Here is a 13,690-nt window from a genome sequence, read left to right on the forward strand (position 1 = left end):
CCAAATTTCGGATATATGCAATGAAAACTGGTAAAGAACTGAAACCCGGTACAGTGATCCGTCTCGAAAACGACCCTTGGCTGGTTCAGAAAGCTGAGTTCACCAAGTCTGGTCGTAACAGCGCCATCATGAAGACCAAGCTGAAGAACCTGCTGACCGGTTACAAGACCGAGATCGTCTACAGCGCCGATGACAAACTGGACGACGTAATCCTCGACCGCAAAGAAGCGACCCTGTCCTTCATCAGCGGCGACACCTACACGTTCATGGACACCACCGACTACACCATGTACGAGCTGAACGCTGAAGATATCGAAGCTGTTCTGCCGTTCATCGAAGAAGGTATGGAAGACGTCTGCGAAGCTATTTTCTTCGAAGAACGCCTGGTTTCCGTAGAGCTGCCGACCACCATCGTGCGTAAAGTGGCCTACACCGAAGGTTCCGCTCGCGGCGACACGTCTGGCAAGGTGATGAAGCCTGCCAAGCTGAGCAACGGTACCGAACTGCAAGTGGCCGATTTCATCGAAATCGACGACCTGATCGAGATCGATACCCGCGAAGGCGGTTCGTACAAAGGTCGCGCCAAGAAGTAATTCTGGCCCCGCCGCTACGAAAAAAAGCCCGACCATGTGTCGGGCTTTTTCGTGGGCGCTGCTTTTTACTTCAAGTGTTGCTTCAGCTCGTCAGAGGCCTGAAGCAGTGCGGAGCGTACGGCCGGCACCTGGCTGACCACGTTGAGCAAACCGTAGTCGTGGATCATGCCGTTGTAGCGCACCGCCGTCACCGGTACACCCGCCTGGTCCAGTTTGCGAGCGTAGGCTTCGCCTTCGTCACGCAACACATCGGCGCCGGCTGTCTGGATCAGCGCAGGCGGCAAGCCTTTGAGCTGGTCGGTGGTGGCCCGTAGCGGCGAGGCGTAGATCTCGGCGCGCTGGTTGGCGTCGGTGGTGTAGTTGTCCCAGAACCACTTCATCATGTTGCGCGTCAGGAAGTGCCCTTCGGCGTACTGGTTGTAGGACGCGGTGTCGAAATTGGCGTCGGTGACCGGCCATAGCAACAATTGGAACTTGATCGCCGGCGTGCCCTTGTCCTTGGCCATCAGGCTGACCACTGCCGCCATGTTGCCGCCGACGCTGTTGCCCGCGACCGCCAGGCGGTTGCCATCGACATTGATCTCTTTGCCATGCTCGGCCACCCACTTCGTGGCGCCGTAGGCCTGGTTGATCGCCACCGGGTAATGCGCTTCCGGTGAAGGCGTGTAGTTGACGAATACCGCCACTGCTCCCGAACCCACCACAAGATCTCGCACCAGGCGCTCATGGGTCGGGTAATCCCCCAGCACCCAGCCGCCACCGTGGAAGAACATGAACACAGGCAATGTGCCCTTGATCCCGGCTGGCCGCACGATGGTCAGGTCCAGCGGCTTGCCGTCGACCTGGATGGTCTTCTGGCTCACATCCGCCTTGGGCAAGGTCAGCTTCACACCGGCCTGGGCGCCGGTCAGTACGGCACGGGCGTCCTTGGGCGTCAGTTGTTCCATCGGTTTACCGGTGCCTGCGTTCAACACATCCAGGAAGGCCTGGGTGTTGTGCTCGACATCACCGGTCGCCGCAAAGGCGTGGGTGATGGACAAGGCGAGCAGGGTGCCGGTGAGCGCTTTACCAATTGTGTTCATTGCTTTCTCCAGGGGCGGCCGAGGCATTTAGACGGTCACGTGCAGGCGTACATCGACGTTGCCACGGGTGGCGTTGGAGTACGGGCAGACTTGGTGAGCGGCGTCGACCAGGCTTTGCGCGTCGTCCTGGGCCAGGCCTGGCAGGCTGATGTGCAGGTCGATGTCCAGGCCGAAACCGCCGGGGATCTGGCCGATACCAACGTGGGCGGTGATCGACGCGTCATCCGGGATTTTGCGTTTGGTCTGGCTGGCGACGAATTTCAGGGCGCCGATGAAGCAGGCCGAGTAGCCGGCAGCGAACAGTTGTTCGGGGTTGGTGGCCTGGCCGCCGGCACCGCCCAGTTCTTTAGGGGTGGAGAGTTTGACGTCGAGAATGTTGTCGCTGGAAACAGCACGACCATCACGGCCGCCGGTGGCGGTGGCTACTGCGGTGTAGAGCGTTTGCATGGTGTTTTCCTCTTGGTTTTTAGCGCTAAATGTTTGCGCGCTAAACAGTTGGTGAGGCGAATGTATAGCGCTAATGTTTTGCGCGCAAGATAAATTTATAAAATATTTTCGTGTAGCTAAAACCGATGTGGGAGGGGCGTTCTAAATTGCGTTCTGCAAGTTGCTGCGCAGTGCAATCAAATCAGCTTGTAGCTTGCGCAGTTGCTCCAGCTCCAGGCCGCTGGCACCCAGGATGCACTGGGGAATGCCCATGGCCTTGTCCTGCAACGCCCGCCCTGCGTCGGTCAACTCCACCACCACCACGCGTTCATCCTCGCGGCTGCGGGTGCGGCTGAGTACACCTTCGGCTTCCAGGCGCTTGAGCAATGGGGTGAGCGAACCCGGATCGGTCAGCAGGCGGCTGCTGATTTCGCCGACGGTCAAACCATCCTCTTCCCACAACACCATCATGGCCAGGTACTGCGGGTAGGTCAGGCCAAGTGCTTGCAGCAATGGCTTGTAGACCTTGGTCATCAGCAGCGAGGTGGAGTGCAGGGCGAAGCACAGCTGGTTGTCCAGCATCAGCGATTCGCACGGATCAGGGTTCTTGCTCATGGCGGTACCTCGAAAAAGCATGTCTGAACTGGAATCTAGCGGGCAAATCTTTAATGCGCCAGATAATTCTGTCCGAGCGGTCAGACCAAGCCACTCTGTAGCGCCAGGTCCCAAGGCGGCACCGGGCTGAAGCGGGACTTCAGATATTCCAGCAGCAATCGGCTGCGGGCATTGGGTTGCTGTTCCAGGCGCAGCGCGTAGATTCCGGTGGTCTCGGGGCTGGGCAGGCCGTCTTCGCAGAACAAGGGCAGCAGTTCGCCGCGCACCAGGTATTCGCTGGCCAGCCACGTGGGCAGGTGAGCTATACCCAGTCCTGCCAAAGCACCAGACAACAAGGCTTCAGCGTTATTGGCGCTCATACGGATTCGCTGCGGTCGATAGGTGGCGCGGCGCCCATCCAGCTCGAAGCGCCAGGCGAACGTCGGCGCCAGGCCATCCCAGTCCAACCCGTCATGTTCGCTCAGTTCCCGAGGGTGGATCGGCGTGCCCCGGCTTTTCAGATAGGCCGGGCTGGCGCACGCGATGCGCACGATGCTTGCCAAGGGCGTGGCGATCAACCGCGTGTCCACAAGGTGCCCGGCGCGCAGCACCAGGTCCACCTTGCCCAGGTGCGCGCCCTGCATATCCACAAAGCTGTCGATCAAATGCAGGTGCACATCCAGCCCCGGGTAGACATTCAGAAAGTCCGCAATCACCGGCGCCAGATGCCGTCGCCCAAACGCTGCCGGCGCATCCACCCGGATCAGGCCTTCCGGCGCATGGCTGAGGGACACCGCTTCGGCGCGCGCCAGTTGCAGCTCGCTGACAATCCGCCGCGCCCGCTCGGCAAAGGCCAGGCCCGCCGGAGTCGGCACCACGGCGTGGGTGCTGCGTTGGAACAAGCGACTGCCTACCGAGCTTTCCAGGCTGTCGATCCGCCGGGCCACTGCCGAGGGTGTCAGCGGATGGCGGCGTGCAGCGGCGGAAAAACTGCCGGTTTCCAGTACATCAAGAAACAGGCTCAGTTGATCGGTCAGGGTATTGGGGTTCATTGAGCAGATGCTTATGCGAGATTGGCACAGCCATTGTGCGTTGCTGTGCGTTTCCGCGCCAGAGCCGACTGCGTAGCATGCAAGGCCTGGGATTGCGGAGTAACGAGCGGTGTTGGATTTAGTGATGTACCTGATCTTGGGCGCGGCCCTCGGCACGGTGGGCGGCCTGTTTGGCATTGGCGGTGGGTTGATTGCGATCCCGGTGCTGGGCGTGCTATTCGGACTGGACCAGCAACTGGCCCAAGGCACCGCGCTGGTGATGGTGGTGCCCAATGTGATGCTGGCGCTGTGGCGTTATCACCAGCGCAACCGTATCGAACTGCGCCATGCGCTGCCGCTCGGCGTCATGGGGTTCACGTTTGCCTGGCTGGGTTCGATCTGGGCAGTGGGGCTGGATGCGGGTGCGATGCGCATCGGTTTTATCGCCTTCCTGTTGACGCTATCCGCCTACAACCTGCTGCGCATGTTCACCCGTAACGCGCCGCCGACGGCGCAGATGCGTTATTCCTGGCCATGGCTTGGGGTGCTGGGTGCCGCCTCCGGGTCCATGGGCGGTTTGTTTGGCGTTGGCGGGGCAGTGGTCGCAACGCCGGTGTTGACCAGCTTATTCGGCACAACCCAGGTGGTTGCCCAAGGTTTGTCCCTGGCCTTGGCATTGCCGAGCACCGGCGTGACCTTGGTGACTTATGCGTGGCACCAGGAAGTGGACTGGATGATCGGCGTGCCGTTGGCCGTTGGCGGCCTGCTCAGCATCAGTTGGGGCGTGAAGGTCGCCCATGCATTGCCGGAACGCGTGCTGCGCGGCCTGTTCTGCGGCTTCCTGGTGGTGTGCGCGGTGATGCTGACGTTTAAAGTTTGAATCCTTCGAGGATGTACTCCGCCAGGCAGTCGGTGATGGGGGAGGTCATCGCCGGGTTGCGTAGCAATCGAAGCGTCATCGATGGCAGCGGCGGAAAACCTTCTTCGCTGCCGAGCACCCGCAGATCGTCGGTCACCAGGCTTTCCATGCTGACCATCACCGCCAGGCCGGAACTCACCACGGCCTGAATCGCCGCCACGTTGGAACTGTGGTAGGCCAGTCGGTAGTCACGCCCCACGGCGTCCAGTGCCGCACGGGTCCACTGGGTGCAGAAGCTGTCGACCCCGGAAATCGCCAGCGGCAGTGCGTCGTGTTCGTCCACACAGAAGCACGGCGCCGCCACCCACACCATGCGCTCGGTGCGCAGCAACTCGCCGATTTCGTTGCCGGGTTCGCGGCTGATAACGGTCAGCGCCAGGTCCCGGCGCTGCATCAACACCGTCGACGCCTCGCAGTGCATCTCGATCTGGATCAGCGGATATGCCTTGGAAAACCGATTGAGGATGCCTGGCAGGAAACGCATCACGTAGTCGTCCGGCGTGCCGATGCGCACCAGCCCGACCATGTGCGGCTCGCGCAGGGTGTTGAACACTTCGCTGTGCAGTTTCAGGATGCGCCGCGCATAGCCCAGCAAAACCTGGCCCTCGGGCGTCAGCCGCACCTGCCGGCCATCGCGTTCGAACAACTTGCGCTGCAATACGTCTTCTTCCAGGCGTTTCATCTGCATGCTCACCGCCGATTGTGTGCGGTTGACCCGTTCGCCGGCGCGGGTAAAGCCGCCCTCGTCAGCGATGGCGACGAAGGTGCGCAGCACTTCAGTGTCGATGCTCGGGTAGCCGGACAATTGATCAATCTCCGAGATGCATTGCATAAGAAACATTCGTTGGATTGATCATAAGGCCAGGCACACACTTGCGCCATCCCCACTGGAGGGCGAGAAGATGAAAGGTCAAAGAGGTTTTGTATTAATGGCGAAACGTCCGTTTGCCGGGCTGTTTCACAAGATTGCCCGTTGGCAGACGCTGCATGAGGAGCGCCAGATGCTGGCGACCTTGAGTGATGATGCGCTCAAGGACATCGGCCTCAATCGCGGCGATGTGGAACAGGAGCGTCACCTGCATTTCTGGCAAGACCCGCTGCGAAAATGATCGCGGATGCAGTAGGGTAGTCGGCGAGCCCCCACGGAGAAACCCATGCCCGCCGACCTGTCTTTTTCACTCAAGCAAGCTCGACGCATGGCGCTGGCGGCCCAGGGTTTTTCCGTGCGCCAGGCGCCTGCACTGATCAAGGCTGCGCACCTCAACCGCATGATCGAGCGCCTGGGCGTGTTGCAGATCGATTCGGTCAATGCCGTGGTGCGCTCCCATTACCTGCCGCTGTTTTCCCGCCTGGGCAACTACTCGCCGCTGATACTTGAACAGGCCGCCTGGAGCCAGGGGCGGCGGCGTTCGTTGTTCGAATATTGGGGGCATGAGGCATCGCTGTTACCGATGGCCCTGTACCCGTTGATGCGCTGGCGCATGGAGCGGGCCAGGCAAGGGCGGGGCATTTATTCGCAAATGGCACGTTTTGGGCGTGAGCAACAGGCCACGATTCAGCGGGTTTTGCAGACCGTCGAGCAACAGGGCGCGTTGGGTGCCGGCAGCTTGTCGACCCGCGAGGAGCGCGCCGGGCCGTGGTGGGACTGGAGCGACGAAAAGCACGCGCTGGAATGGCTGTTTGCCGCTGGCCTGGTCACGGTCGCCGGTCGGCGCGGGTTCGAGCGGCTCTATGATTTGCCGGAGCGGGTCATTCCCGGCGATATCCTTCAAACCTCTGTGACTGAAACCGAGGCCCAGCGCGGCTTATTGCTGCACAGCGCCACGGCATTGGGCGTGGGCACCGAGAAGGACCTGCGCGATTATTTCCGCCTGGACCCAGCCGACAGTCGCACTCGCCTCGCTGAATTGGTGGAGGACGGTCAACTGGTGACGTGCCAGGTGCAAGGCTGGAAACAAGCGGCGTATTGCCTGCCCGATCCCAAGGTGCCGCGCAAAGTGCCGGCCAGTGCCTTGCTGTCGCCGTTTGATTCGCTGGTCTGGGAGCGCAGCCGCACCGAGCGGTTGTTCGACTTCCGTTACCGGCTGGAGATTTATACTCCGCAGGACAAGCGGGTGTACGGCTACTACGTGCTGCCGTTCCTGCACAACGAGCGGATCACCGCGCGCGTCGACCTGCGCGCCGAACGCGCCAATGGGCGCCTGGCGGTGCATGCGGTGCACGAAGAAGAGCCGGGGTTGGATGAGGAAGGGATGTTGGCGCTGGCGCAGAACCTGCGGCAAATGGCCGGTTGGCTGGGGCTGGAACAAGTTCAACTCAATTGCCAAAGACCGAGCGCCGAGCGGTTGCGGGCGGCGATGATCAGCATGGGGGGTGGTCTTTAGGGCCCCATCGGGGGCAAGCCCCCTCCCACATTTTGATCTGTGAATACATTCAAGTGTGGGAGGGGGCTTGCCCCCGATGAGGCCCTGAAGGCAACTGAAAACTCAGCGTTTGACTTGCTTCAAGGTCTCGGCAATCAGAAACGCCAACTCCAGCGACTGATCGGCATTCATGCGTGGGTCGCAGTGGGTGTGATAACGGTCCGACAAGCCATCCTCGGTGATCGGCCGCGCGCCGCCGATGCATTCGGTGACGTTTTGCCCGGTCATCTCGATATGGATCCCGCCCGCATAGGTGCCTTCGGCCTGGTGCACCTGGAAGAACTCCTTCACCTCGCCCAGGATCTGCGCAAAGTCGCGGGTCTTGTAGCCGCTGCTGGCCTTGATGGTGTTGCCGTGCATCGGGTCCGAGCTCCACAGCACCTGCTTGCCCTCGCGCTGCACGGCACGAATCAGGTGGGGCAGGTGATCGCCGACCTTGCCGGCGCCCATGCGCGCGATCAGGTTGAGGCGGCCGGGATCGTTGTCCGGGTTGAGGATATCGATCAGGCGGATCAGGTCATCCGGGTTCATGCTCGGCCCGACCTTGACCCCGATCGGGTTGTTCACCCCGCGCAGGAACTCGACGTGGGCGCCGTCCAGTTGGCGGGTGCGGTCGCCGATCCACAGCATGTGCGCCGAACAATCGTAGTAGTCGTTGGTCAGGCTGTCGCGGCGTACGAAGGCTTGTTCGTAGTTAAGCAGCAGCGCTTCATGGGCGGTGAAGAAGCTGGTCTCGCGCAATTGCGGCGAGCTGTCCATGCCGCACGCGCGCATGAAGGCCAGGGTTTCGTCGATGCGGTCGGCCAACTGGCTGTACTTCTCGGCCAGCGCGGAGTTGGCGATGAAATCCAGGTTCCACTTGTGCACCTGGTGCAGGTCGGCAAAACCGCCCTGGGCAAAGGCGCGCAGCAGGTTCAGGGTGGCAGTGGACTGGTGGTAGGACTGCAGCAGGCGGTCCGGGTCCGGCACGCGGCTTTTTTCGTCGAAACCGATGCCATTGACGATGTCGCCACGGTAGGCGGGCAGGGTGATGCCGTCGATGGTTTCATCGTTGGCCGAACGCGGCTTGGCGAACTGGCCCGCCATGCGCCCGACCTTGACCACCGGGCAGCCGGCGGCGAAGGTCATCACGATGGCCATCTGCAGCAGCACTTTGAACGTGTCGCGGATTTTTGCGGCGGAGAACTCGGCAAAGCTCTCGGCGCAATCGCCGCCTTGCAGCAGGAATGCGCGACCCTGGGTCACCTCGGCAAACTGGCGGCGCAACTCGCGGGCCTCCCCGGCAAACACCAGTGGCGGGTAGCTGGCCAGGTTCTGCTCCACTTGCAGCAAGTGTGCAGCGTCCGGGTACCGGGGTTGTTGCTGGATCGGCAGGGCGCGCCAGCTGTCGGGGCTCCAGGGTTGGCTCATCATGAACTCGATTGGCTGATTGACGGTGGGGCGCCAATGTTATCAGCAATTAGTGCGTGACCTGTTGCCGTCGGTTGGCCGACAATCGCGCCTTTGCCGTGCAGCAAACCCGTTAGGAGTAGTGATGACCGAGGAGCGTGTCGAGCGCCTGCTGGCCGAAGTCCATGATGATTTCGGCATGATCCGTGTGCTCGAAGTGGCCGATTACCGTTTTCTCGAGTTTGGCGACGCCATCGAGCAAAGCTGCGTGTTCACCGCTGATCCTAGCTGGCTGGAGTACGACTACACCCGTGCGATGCTGATTGGCGCGTTGTGTCATGAACAGCCGGAGAGCGCGCTGTTCCTCGGCCTGGGCGCCGGCACGCTGACCCAGGCGTGCCTCAAGTTCCTGCCGCTGGAAGATGTGGAGGCTATCGAACTGCGCCCCGATGTGCCGCGCCTGGCCATTGAGTTCCTTGGGCTGGATGACGACCCGCGGCTGTACATCCGCATTGGCGACGCATTGCAATTGCTGGAGACCGCCGAGTCGGCCGACCTGATTTTCGTCGACCTCTATACCGATGTGGGTCCCGGCGTCGGGCATCTGGCGTGGACCTTCCTAGAGAACTGCCAGAAGAAACTCAACCCTGGCGGTTGGCTGGTGATCAACCAATGGGCCACCGATGATGGCAAGCCATTGGGCGCGGCATTGTTGCGCGGGTTGTATCACCGGCATTATTGGGAGCTGCCGGTGAAGGAGGGCAACGTGATCTTGCTGGTGCCTTCGGAGTTGGATCAGAAGCTGGATATGCAAGCGTTGACGGCGCGTGCCGAGGCATTGGTGCCACGCCTGGGGTATTCGTTGCAGGCGTTGATCAAGGCGATCCGGCCGGCTACTTGATTGCCTGAACTGGCCCTTTCGCGGGCAAGCCCGCTCCCACATTTGGACTGCATTCCCCTGTTGAAATGCATTCCCCTGTGGGAGCGGGCTTGCCCGCGAAGAGGCCACCACTGACGACGACTAAATACCTTTGAACACCCCTGGCCGCTTCTCCACCATCGCCAGCACCCCTTCCTTGGCATCCTCGCTATTGAGCAGTTTATCCACCATCGGCTGTAATGCGGCGGCCGCCACGGTCTCGCCTTCCATCCGCGCCAGCCGTGCCGACATCAACGTCGCCTGCACGCCCAGCGGTGCCTGGCGCGCAATGCGGTTGGCCAGTTCGACGGCGCGGGGCAGCAAGTCTTCGCTGGCCATGACTTCCTGCACCAGGCCCAGGCGCAGGGCTTCATGGGCATCGAATTCGTCGCCGGTGAGCAGCCAGCGCATCGCGTTGCCCCAGCCGGCGATCTGATGAAGGCGCAGCGTCGCGCCGCCGAACGGAAAGATGCCACGCTGCACTTCCATCTGCGCAAAGCGCGTGTTGCTTGCACAGAGGTTGATATCTGCGGCCAGCATCAACTCTATCCCGATGGTCAGGCAGTAGCCCTGGGCCGCGACGATCACCGGTTTGCTCACGCGCGGGCCGGCAAACACGCCCCACGGATCACAACCGCCCAGAGGCGGCTGCCAGCCACCGGCCATCACGCCGCTGACATTGGCCAGGTCCAGCCCGGCGGTAAAGTGGTCGCCATGGGCAAATACCACGGCCACCCGAGCGTCGTCATTTCGATCAAATTCGCCATACGCCAGGCTCAGCTCATTGAGCAGGTCGAGGTCGAACGCGTTGCGTTTTGCCACCCGGTCCAGACCCAGAAGCAAGACATGACCCTGGAGTTCACGGCTGACGCGGCTGCTGCTGGCTTGATTCATCGAGTGTGCCCTCGGGCGCGGGGAAAGGTTTCGGACCAAAGGACCGCAAAGGTCAGGTGAACCGTTTAAGCGTTATGACCAGCAGGGCCGGGCCTCTGAAAAATAGACCCTGGCGGTGTTATCTGCAAAGACTGTGATGCAGCGCGGTTTATCGGTGCCTTACGATAAAAAAAGCTCCCTTTTTCAGCTATTTCCGGTATAGTGCGCGCCGGCCTTTAACCGGGCCGCGTTTAGGTAGCGCAATTCCCCGAAGTCAGCTTCGGCTGCACGTCCGCACAGCGGACTCTCCCTTGACGAATCTTTTTCATTCATTCGTTTTCGCAAATCCCCGCCGACAAAGCAGCCAGGGCGACTCTTGAGTCTCAACACGGCATGCGCAGCTTTGGAGCATGGGTCTTTGCGGATGCACTTAGAGGCAGACCCATGACCCAGGAAACCGGCGGCTTCGCCGCTTTTAATCTTAACCCGAATATTCTTGCAGCCGTCGCAGCGACCGGCTACGAAGAACCTTCGGCGATTCAGCAGCAATCGATCCCGATCATCATGGCCGGCCAGGACATGATTGGCCAGGCGCAAACCGGTACCGGTAAAACCGCCGCGTTCGCCCTGCCTATCCTGCATTGCATCGATCCTGCCAAGCGCGAACCGCAAGCCCTGATCCTGGCGCCAACTCGTGAGTTGGCGCTGCAAGTAGCAACCGCTTTTGAAACCTACGCCAAGCAAATGCCAGGCGTCACCGTTGTGGCCGTTTACGGCGGCGCGCCTATGGGCCCGCAACTCAAGGCAATCCGCAATGGCGCACAGATCGTTGTCGCCACCCCGGGCCGCCTGTGCGACCACCTGCGTCGTGACGAGAAAGTCCTGTCGACCGTGAACCACCTGGTTCTGGACGAAGCTGACGAAATGTTGAAGCTGGGCTTCATGGATGACCTCGAAGTCATCTTCAAGGCACTGCCACCGACCCGTCAGACCGTACTGTTCTCGGCCACCCTGCCGCAGTCGATCCGTGCTATTGCCGAGCGCCACCTGCGCGATCCGCAACACGTGAAGATCCAGACCAAGACCCAGACCGTTACCGCGATCGAACAGGCTCACCTGTTGGTTCACGCTGACCAGAAGACCTCGGCTGTATTGAGCCTGCTGGAAGTCGAAGACTTCGACGCCCTGATCATGTTCGTGCGCACCAAGCAAGCGACCCTGGACCTGGCCAGTGCCCTGGAAGCCAAAGGCTACAAAGCCGCTGCGCTGAACGGTGACATCGCCCAGAACCAGCGTGAGCGCGTGATCGACTCCCTCAAGGATGGCCGCCTGGACATCGTTGTAGCGACCGACGTTGCTGCCCGTGGCCTCGACGTTCCACGTATCACCCACGTGTTCAACGTTGACATGCCGTACGACCCAGAGTCCTACGTGCACCGTATCGGCCGTACCGGCCGTGCCGGTCGCGAAGGTCGTGCACTGCTGCTGGTGACTCCGCGTGAGCGCCGCATGCTGCAAGTGATCGAGCGTGTGACCGGTCAGAAAGTCGCTGAAGTGCGCCTGCCGGATGCCCAGGCAGTTCTCGATGCCCGCATCAAGAAACTGACCAACAGCCTGGCGCCACTGGTGGCTGACGCTGAATCGACCCACGGCGACCTGCTGGACCGCCTGACCGCCGATATCGGTTGCACCCCGCGTGCCCTGGCTGCAGCCCTGCTGCGCAAGGCAACCAACGGTCAGGCCCTGACCCTGGCTGCCATCGAGAAAGAACGCCCACTGGTGCCGAACAGCGCGCCACGCGGTGATCGTCCAGAGCGTTCCGGCGACCGTCCAGACCGTGGTGATCGTGAGCGTCGTGCTCCGGTTCCATTGGCTGAAGGCCGTGCGCGTTGCCGTACCGCGCTGGGCGCGCGTGATGGCATCGCGGCCAAGAACCTGCTGGGCGCTATCCTCAATGAGGGTGGCCTGGCACGTGAAGCCATCGGTCGTATCCAGGTCCGTGACAGCTTCTCCCTGGTGGAGCTGCCGGAAGACGGTCTGGAAAAACTGCTGACCAAGCTGAAAGACACTCGCGTTGCGGGTAAGCAGTTGAAACTGCGTCGCTACCGCGAAGATTGATCCGCCCTTGGGCTGATTGATCGCACATAAAAAATCCCCGACTGGTTCGGGGATTTTTTTTGGCTGGCGTTCGGTAGGTGCGCAAGGGCTGCTCGCGTGGTGGGGTAGTGCTTCATATGAGGCTTACCCTGGTGACACAGTTTAGAAAGGTCGGTTTTCGTTGTCAGGTAATGATCAAATCAGGTTTAAGTAAATTCCGAGCGCATGAGTGACCTGTCTGACAGCCTGCTTATAAGTGAGTCACTACTGTTGAGTGATGATTGAACTCACTAGAAAAAGGCAGCAGCTGATATGCGCACCAATAACACACTCCGTCCCCCATCAAGAATTCCTGAGCCTGATATTCATCCTCCCGTGCAACCGTCCGTTAATAGGAAGGACGAGCCACGTGTTGATCACGTCCACGAAGATGAAAATAGTCTTTCGTCGTCAGGGAGGGCTAGCCTATTGAGTGATGCACCAGCGCGCCTAAAAAGAGAAATATCCCCAGGCGCTGTACCATCAACGATTACAAGTCATAACTCGGTGCTTGATAAGGTGAGCGATCCAAAACTTGAAATCAAGAAAGAAGCCACAGTACCGAATGGGCTGTATGGTGTGAGTTACTCACTTCCCGCACCATCACCTGGGTTAAACAACATTACGTTTCCAATGAGTATTGATGAAGGCCTTCAAAGAAAGACAGGCAAGGATGCGGGTATTTATTACGCGATGATGTTTGGACTCAATGACGACAGTGGTAAGCCTCTCGGCCGTGGCTATATAGGGCTGCAGCCACGTGGGGATGGCAAAGCGCTGGTGGTGTTTTCTGGCCACGGTCCGCATTTCAAAGCGCCACAGGGTCGTGCTGAGTTTGATGGGGGAAAGGGTGCCAGCAATAGCACATTGGTCGATTTCAAGTTTGGGCATAAGTATAACCTGACGATAGTGCGAGACCCTGAAAATCCCCAGAAGTTGAGCGCTTATATTCAGGATGTCACGGATCCGGATAATCTGGGTGCCAAACAGCACGTCAAAGATCTTTATGTCGACAGAAGGGTTGCGCTGGCCGGTAGAGATATTGGGTTTGTCGAACACTATGGCGCAAAGATAAACAAAAGTTCACAGATTGCTCCAACGACCGGCAGTTTTTCAGCGCCCTTTACTACAGACGATAAGGGCGCTGTTAAAGTGGGCGGAATCAACAGTACCGGTTTATACGGTAGGTATAAGAACTCGATGGTAGGTACCCAGCAGATTACCAAAGACTCGGGTGTCGGAAAGGAAATCCACTTCTCTTTTAAAGGAGTGGGTTATGAGAAGAAGGCCTAGGCCGCGGACTGG

General features: G+C 60.2%; 14 protein-coding genes. 7 read left to right on the forward strand and 7 right to left on the reverse strand.

Going from position 1 to position 13,690, the window contains the following annotated elements:
- Nucleotides 1–20 precede the first annotated feature (20 nt).
- Nucleotides 21–593, forward strand: a complete 573-nt coding sequence (locus ACZ445_RS08575) for an elongation factor P (RefSeq protein WP_003172723.1) — start codon at nucleotides 21–23, stop codon at nucleotides 591–593.
- A gap of 65 nt (nucleotides 594–658) precedes the next feature.
- On the opposite strand, the gene ACZ445_RS08580 is transcribed toward ACZ445_RS08575, so the two are convergent.
- From ACZ445_RS08580 to ACZ445_RS08595, 4 genes are all read right to left on the reverse strand, one after another.
- On the reverse strand, nucleotides 659–1,675 hold the full coding sequence (locus tag ACZ445_RS08580; RefSeq protein ID WP_058427968.1) for an alpha/beta hydrolase: 1,017 nt from the start codon (nucleotides 1,673–1,675) through the stop codon (nucleotides 659–661).
- 27 nt (nucleotides 1,676–1,702) lie between these two features.
- Nucleotides 1,703–2,122: an organic hydroperoxide resistance protein gene (locus tag ACZ445_RS08585; RefSeq protein ID WP_010176159.1), complete on the reverse strand. Its 420-nt coding sequence runs from the start codon at nucleotides 2,120–2,122 to the stop codon at nucleotides 1,703–1,705.
- Nucleotides 2,123–2,263: 141 nt separating this feature from the next.
- Nucleotides 2,264–2,716, reverse strand: a complete 453-nt coding sequence (locus tag ACZ445_RS08590; RefSeq protein ID WP_058427967.1) for a MarR family winged helix-turn-helix transcriptional regulator — start codon at nucleotides 2,714–2,716, stop codon at nucleotides 2,264–2,266.
- Nucleotides 2,717–2,796: 80 nt separating this feature from the next.
- Complete coding sequence (locus ACZ445_RS08595; RefSeq protein ID WP_058427966.1) at nucleotides 2,797–3,747, reverse strand: LysR family transcriptional regulator; 951 nt, start codon at nucleotides 3,745–3,747, stop codon at nucleotides 2,797–2,799.
- Nucleotides 3,748–3,856: 109 nt separating this feature from the next.
- On the opposite strand from ACZ445_RS08595, the gene ACZ445_RS08600 reads away from it, so the two are divergent.
- Nucleotides 3,857–4,606, forward strand: a complete 750-nt coding sequence (locus ACZ445_RS08600; protein WP_058427965.1) for a sulfite exporter TauE/SafE family protein — start codon at nucleotides 3,857–3,859, stop codon at nucleotides 4,604–4,606.
- Here ACZ445_RS08600 and ACZ445_RS08605 read toward each other — a convergent pair.
- The gene (locus ACZ445_RS08605; protein WP_058427964.1) at nucleotides 4,596–5,477 is read right to left on the reverse strand and encodes a LysR family transcriptional regulator; all 882 of its coding nucleotides are present in this window, start codon (nucleotides 5,475–5,477) and stop codon (nucleotides 4,596–4,598) included. The genes ACZ445_RS08600 and ACZ445_RS08605 overlap by 11 nt on opposite strands.
- 70 nt (nucleotides 5,478–5,547) lie before the next feature.
- On the opposite strand from ACZ445_RS08605, the gene ACZ445_RS08610 reads away from it, so the two are divergent.
- Complete coding sequence (locus ACZ445_RS08610; protein WP_058427963.1) at nucleotides 5,548–5,754, forward strand: DUF1127 domain-containing protein; 207 nt, start codon at nucleotides 5,548–5,550, stop codon at nucleotides 5,752–5,754.
- A gap of 45 nt (nucleotides 5,755–5,799) precedes the next feature.
- Complete coding sequence (locus ACZ445_RS08615) at nucleotides 5,800–7,029, forward strand: winged helix-turn-helix domain-containing protein (RefSeq protein ID WP_058427962.1); 1,230 nt, start codon at nucleotides 5,800–5,802, stop codon at nucleotides 7,027–7,029.
- A gap of 102 nt (nucleotides 7,030–7,131) precedes the next feature.
- Here ACZ445_RS08615 and ACZ445_RS08620 read toward each other — a convergent pair whose 3' ends face one another.
- Nucleotides 7,132–8,478 (reverse strand): class II 3-deoxy-7-phosphoheptulonate synthase, encoded by a 1,347-nt coding sequence (locus ACZ445_RS08620; protein WP_464708211.1) that lies wholly within the window; start codon nucleotides 8,476–8,478, stop codon nucleotides 7,132–7,134.
- A 124-nt stretch (nucleotides 8,479–8,602) separates the two neighbouring features.
- Here ACZ445_RS08620 and ACZ445_RS08625 point away from each other — a divergent pair, with 124 nt between their 5' ends.
- Nucleotides 8,603–9,358, forward strand: a complete 756-nt coding sequence (locus ACZ445_RS08625; RefSeq protein ID WP_058427960.1) for a spermidine synthase — start codon at nucleotides 8,603–8,605, stop codon at nucleotides 9,356–9,358.
- Nucleotides 9,359–9,478: 120 nt separating this feature from the next.
- Here the strand turns inward: ACZ445_RS08625 and ACZ445_RS08630 are convergent, their stop codons facing one another.
- A complete protein-coding gene (locus ACZ445_RS08630; RefSeq protein ID WP_058427959.1) occupies nucleotides 9,479–10,270 on the reverse strand; it encodes a crotonase/enoyl-CoA hydratase family protein in 792 nt (263 codons plus the stop codon).
- Between the two features lie 423 nt (nucleotides 10,271–10,693).
- On the opposite strand from ACZ445_RS08630, the gene ACZ445_RS08635 reads away from it, so the two are divergent.
- Nucleotides 10,694–12,367 (forward strand): DEAD/DEAH box helicase, encoded by a 1,674-nt coding sequence (locus tag ACZ445_RS08635; protein ID WP_058427958.1) that lies wholly within the window; start codon nucleotides 10,694–10,696, stop codon nucleotides 12,365–12,367.
- 447 nt (nucleotides 12,368–12,814) lie between these two features.
- The gene (locus tag ACZ445_RS08640; RefSeq protein ID WP_235595033.1) at nucleotides 12,815–13,678 is read left to right on the forward strand and encodes a hypothetical protein; all 864 of its coding nucleotides are present in this window, start codon (nucleotides 12,815–12,817) and stop codon (nucleotides 13,676–13,678) included.
- Nucleotides 13,679–13,690: the final 12 nt, after the last annotated feature.

This window comes from Pseudomonas allii (assembly GCF_055380095.1).

Excerpts from the sequence above, each read along its gene's own strand:
- ACZ445_RS08575 (WP_003172723.1), top strand. The coding sequence starts at position 21 with ATGAAAACTGGTAAAGAACTGAAACCCGGTACAGTGATCCGTCTCGAA.
- ACZ445_RS08580 (WP_058427968.1), bottom strand. The coding sequence starts at position 1,675 with ATGAACACAATTGGTAAAGCGCTCACCGGCACCCTGCTCGCCTTGTCC.
- ACZ445_RS08585 (WP_010176159.1), bottom strand. The coding sequence starts at position 2,122 with ATGCAAACGCTCTACACCGCAGTAGCCACCGCCACCGGCGGCCGTGAT.
- ACZ445_RS08590 (WP_058427967.1), bottom strand. The coding sequence starts at position 2,716 with ATGAGCAAGAACCCTGATCCGTGCGAATCGCTGATGCTGGACAACCAG.
- ACZ445_RS08595 (WP_058427966.1), bottom strand. The coding sequence starts at position 3,747 with ATGAACCCCAATACCCTGACCGATCAACTGAGCCTGTTTCTTGATGTA.
- ACZ445_RS08605 (WP_058427964.1), bottom strand. The coding sequence starts at position 5,477 with ATGCAATGCATCTCGGAGATTGATCAATTGTCCGGCTACCCGAGCATC.
- ACZ445_RS08610 (WP_058427963.1), top strand. The coding sequence starts at position 5,548 with ATGAAAGGTCAAAGAGGTTTTGTATTAATGGCGAAACGTCCGTTTGCC.
- ACZ445_RS08615 (WP_058427962.1), top strand. The coding sequence starts at position 5,800 with ATGCCCGCCGACCTGTCTTTTTCACTCAAGCAAGCTCGACGCATGGCG.
- ACZ445_RS08620 (WP_464708211.1), bottom strand. The coding sequence starts at position 8,478 with ATGAGCCAACCCTGGAGCCCCGACAGCTGGCGCGCCCTGCCGATCCAG.
- ACZ445_RS08625 (WP_058427960.1), top strand. The coding sequence starts at position 8,603 with ATGACCGAGGAGCGTGTCGAGCGCCTGCTGGCCGAAGTCCATGATGAT.
- ACZ445_RS08630 (WP_058427959.1), bottom strand. The coding sequence starts at position 10,270 with ATGAATCAAGCCAGCAGCAGCCGCGTCAGCCGTGAACTCCAGGGTCAT.
- ACZ445_RS08635 (WP_058427958.1), top strand. The coding sequence starts at position 10,694 with ATGACCCAGGAAACCGGCGGCTTCGCCGCTTTTAATCTTAACCCGAAT.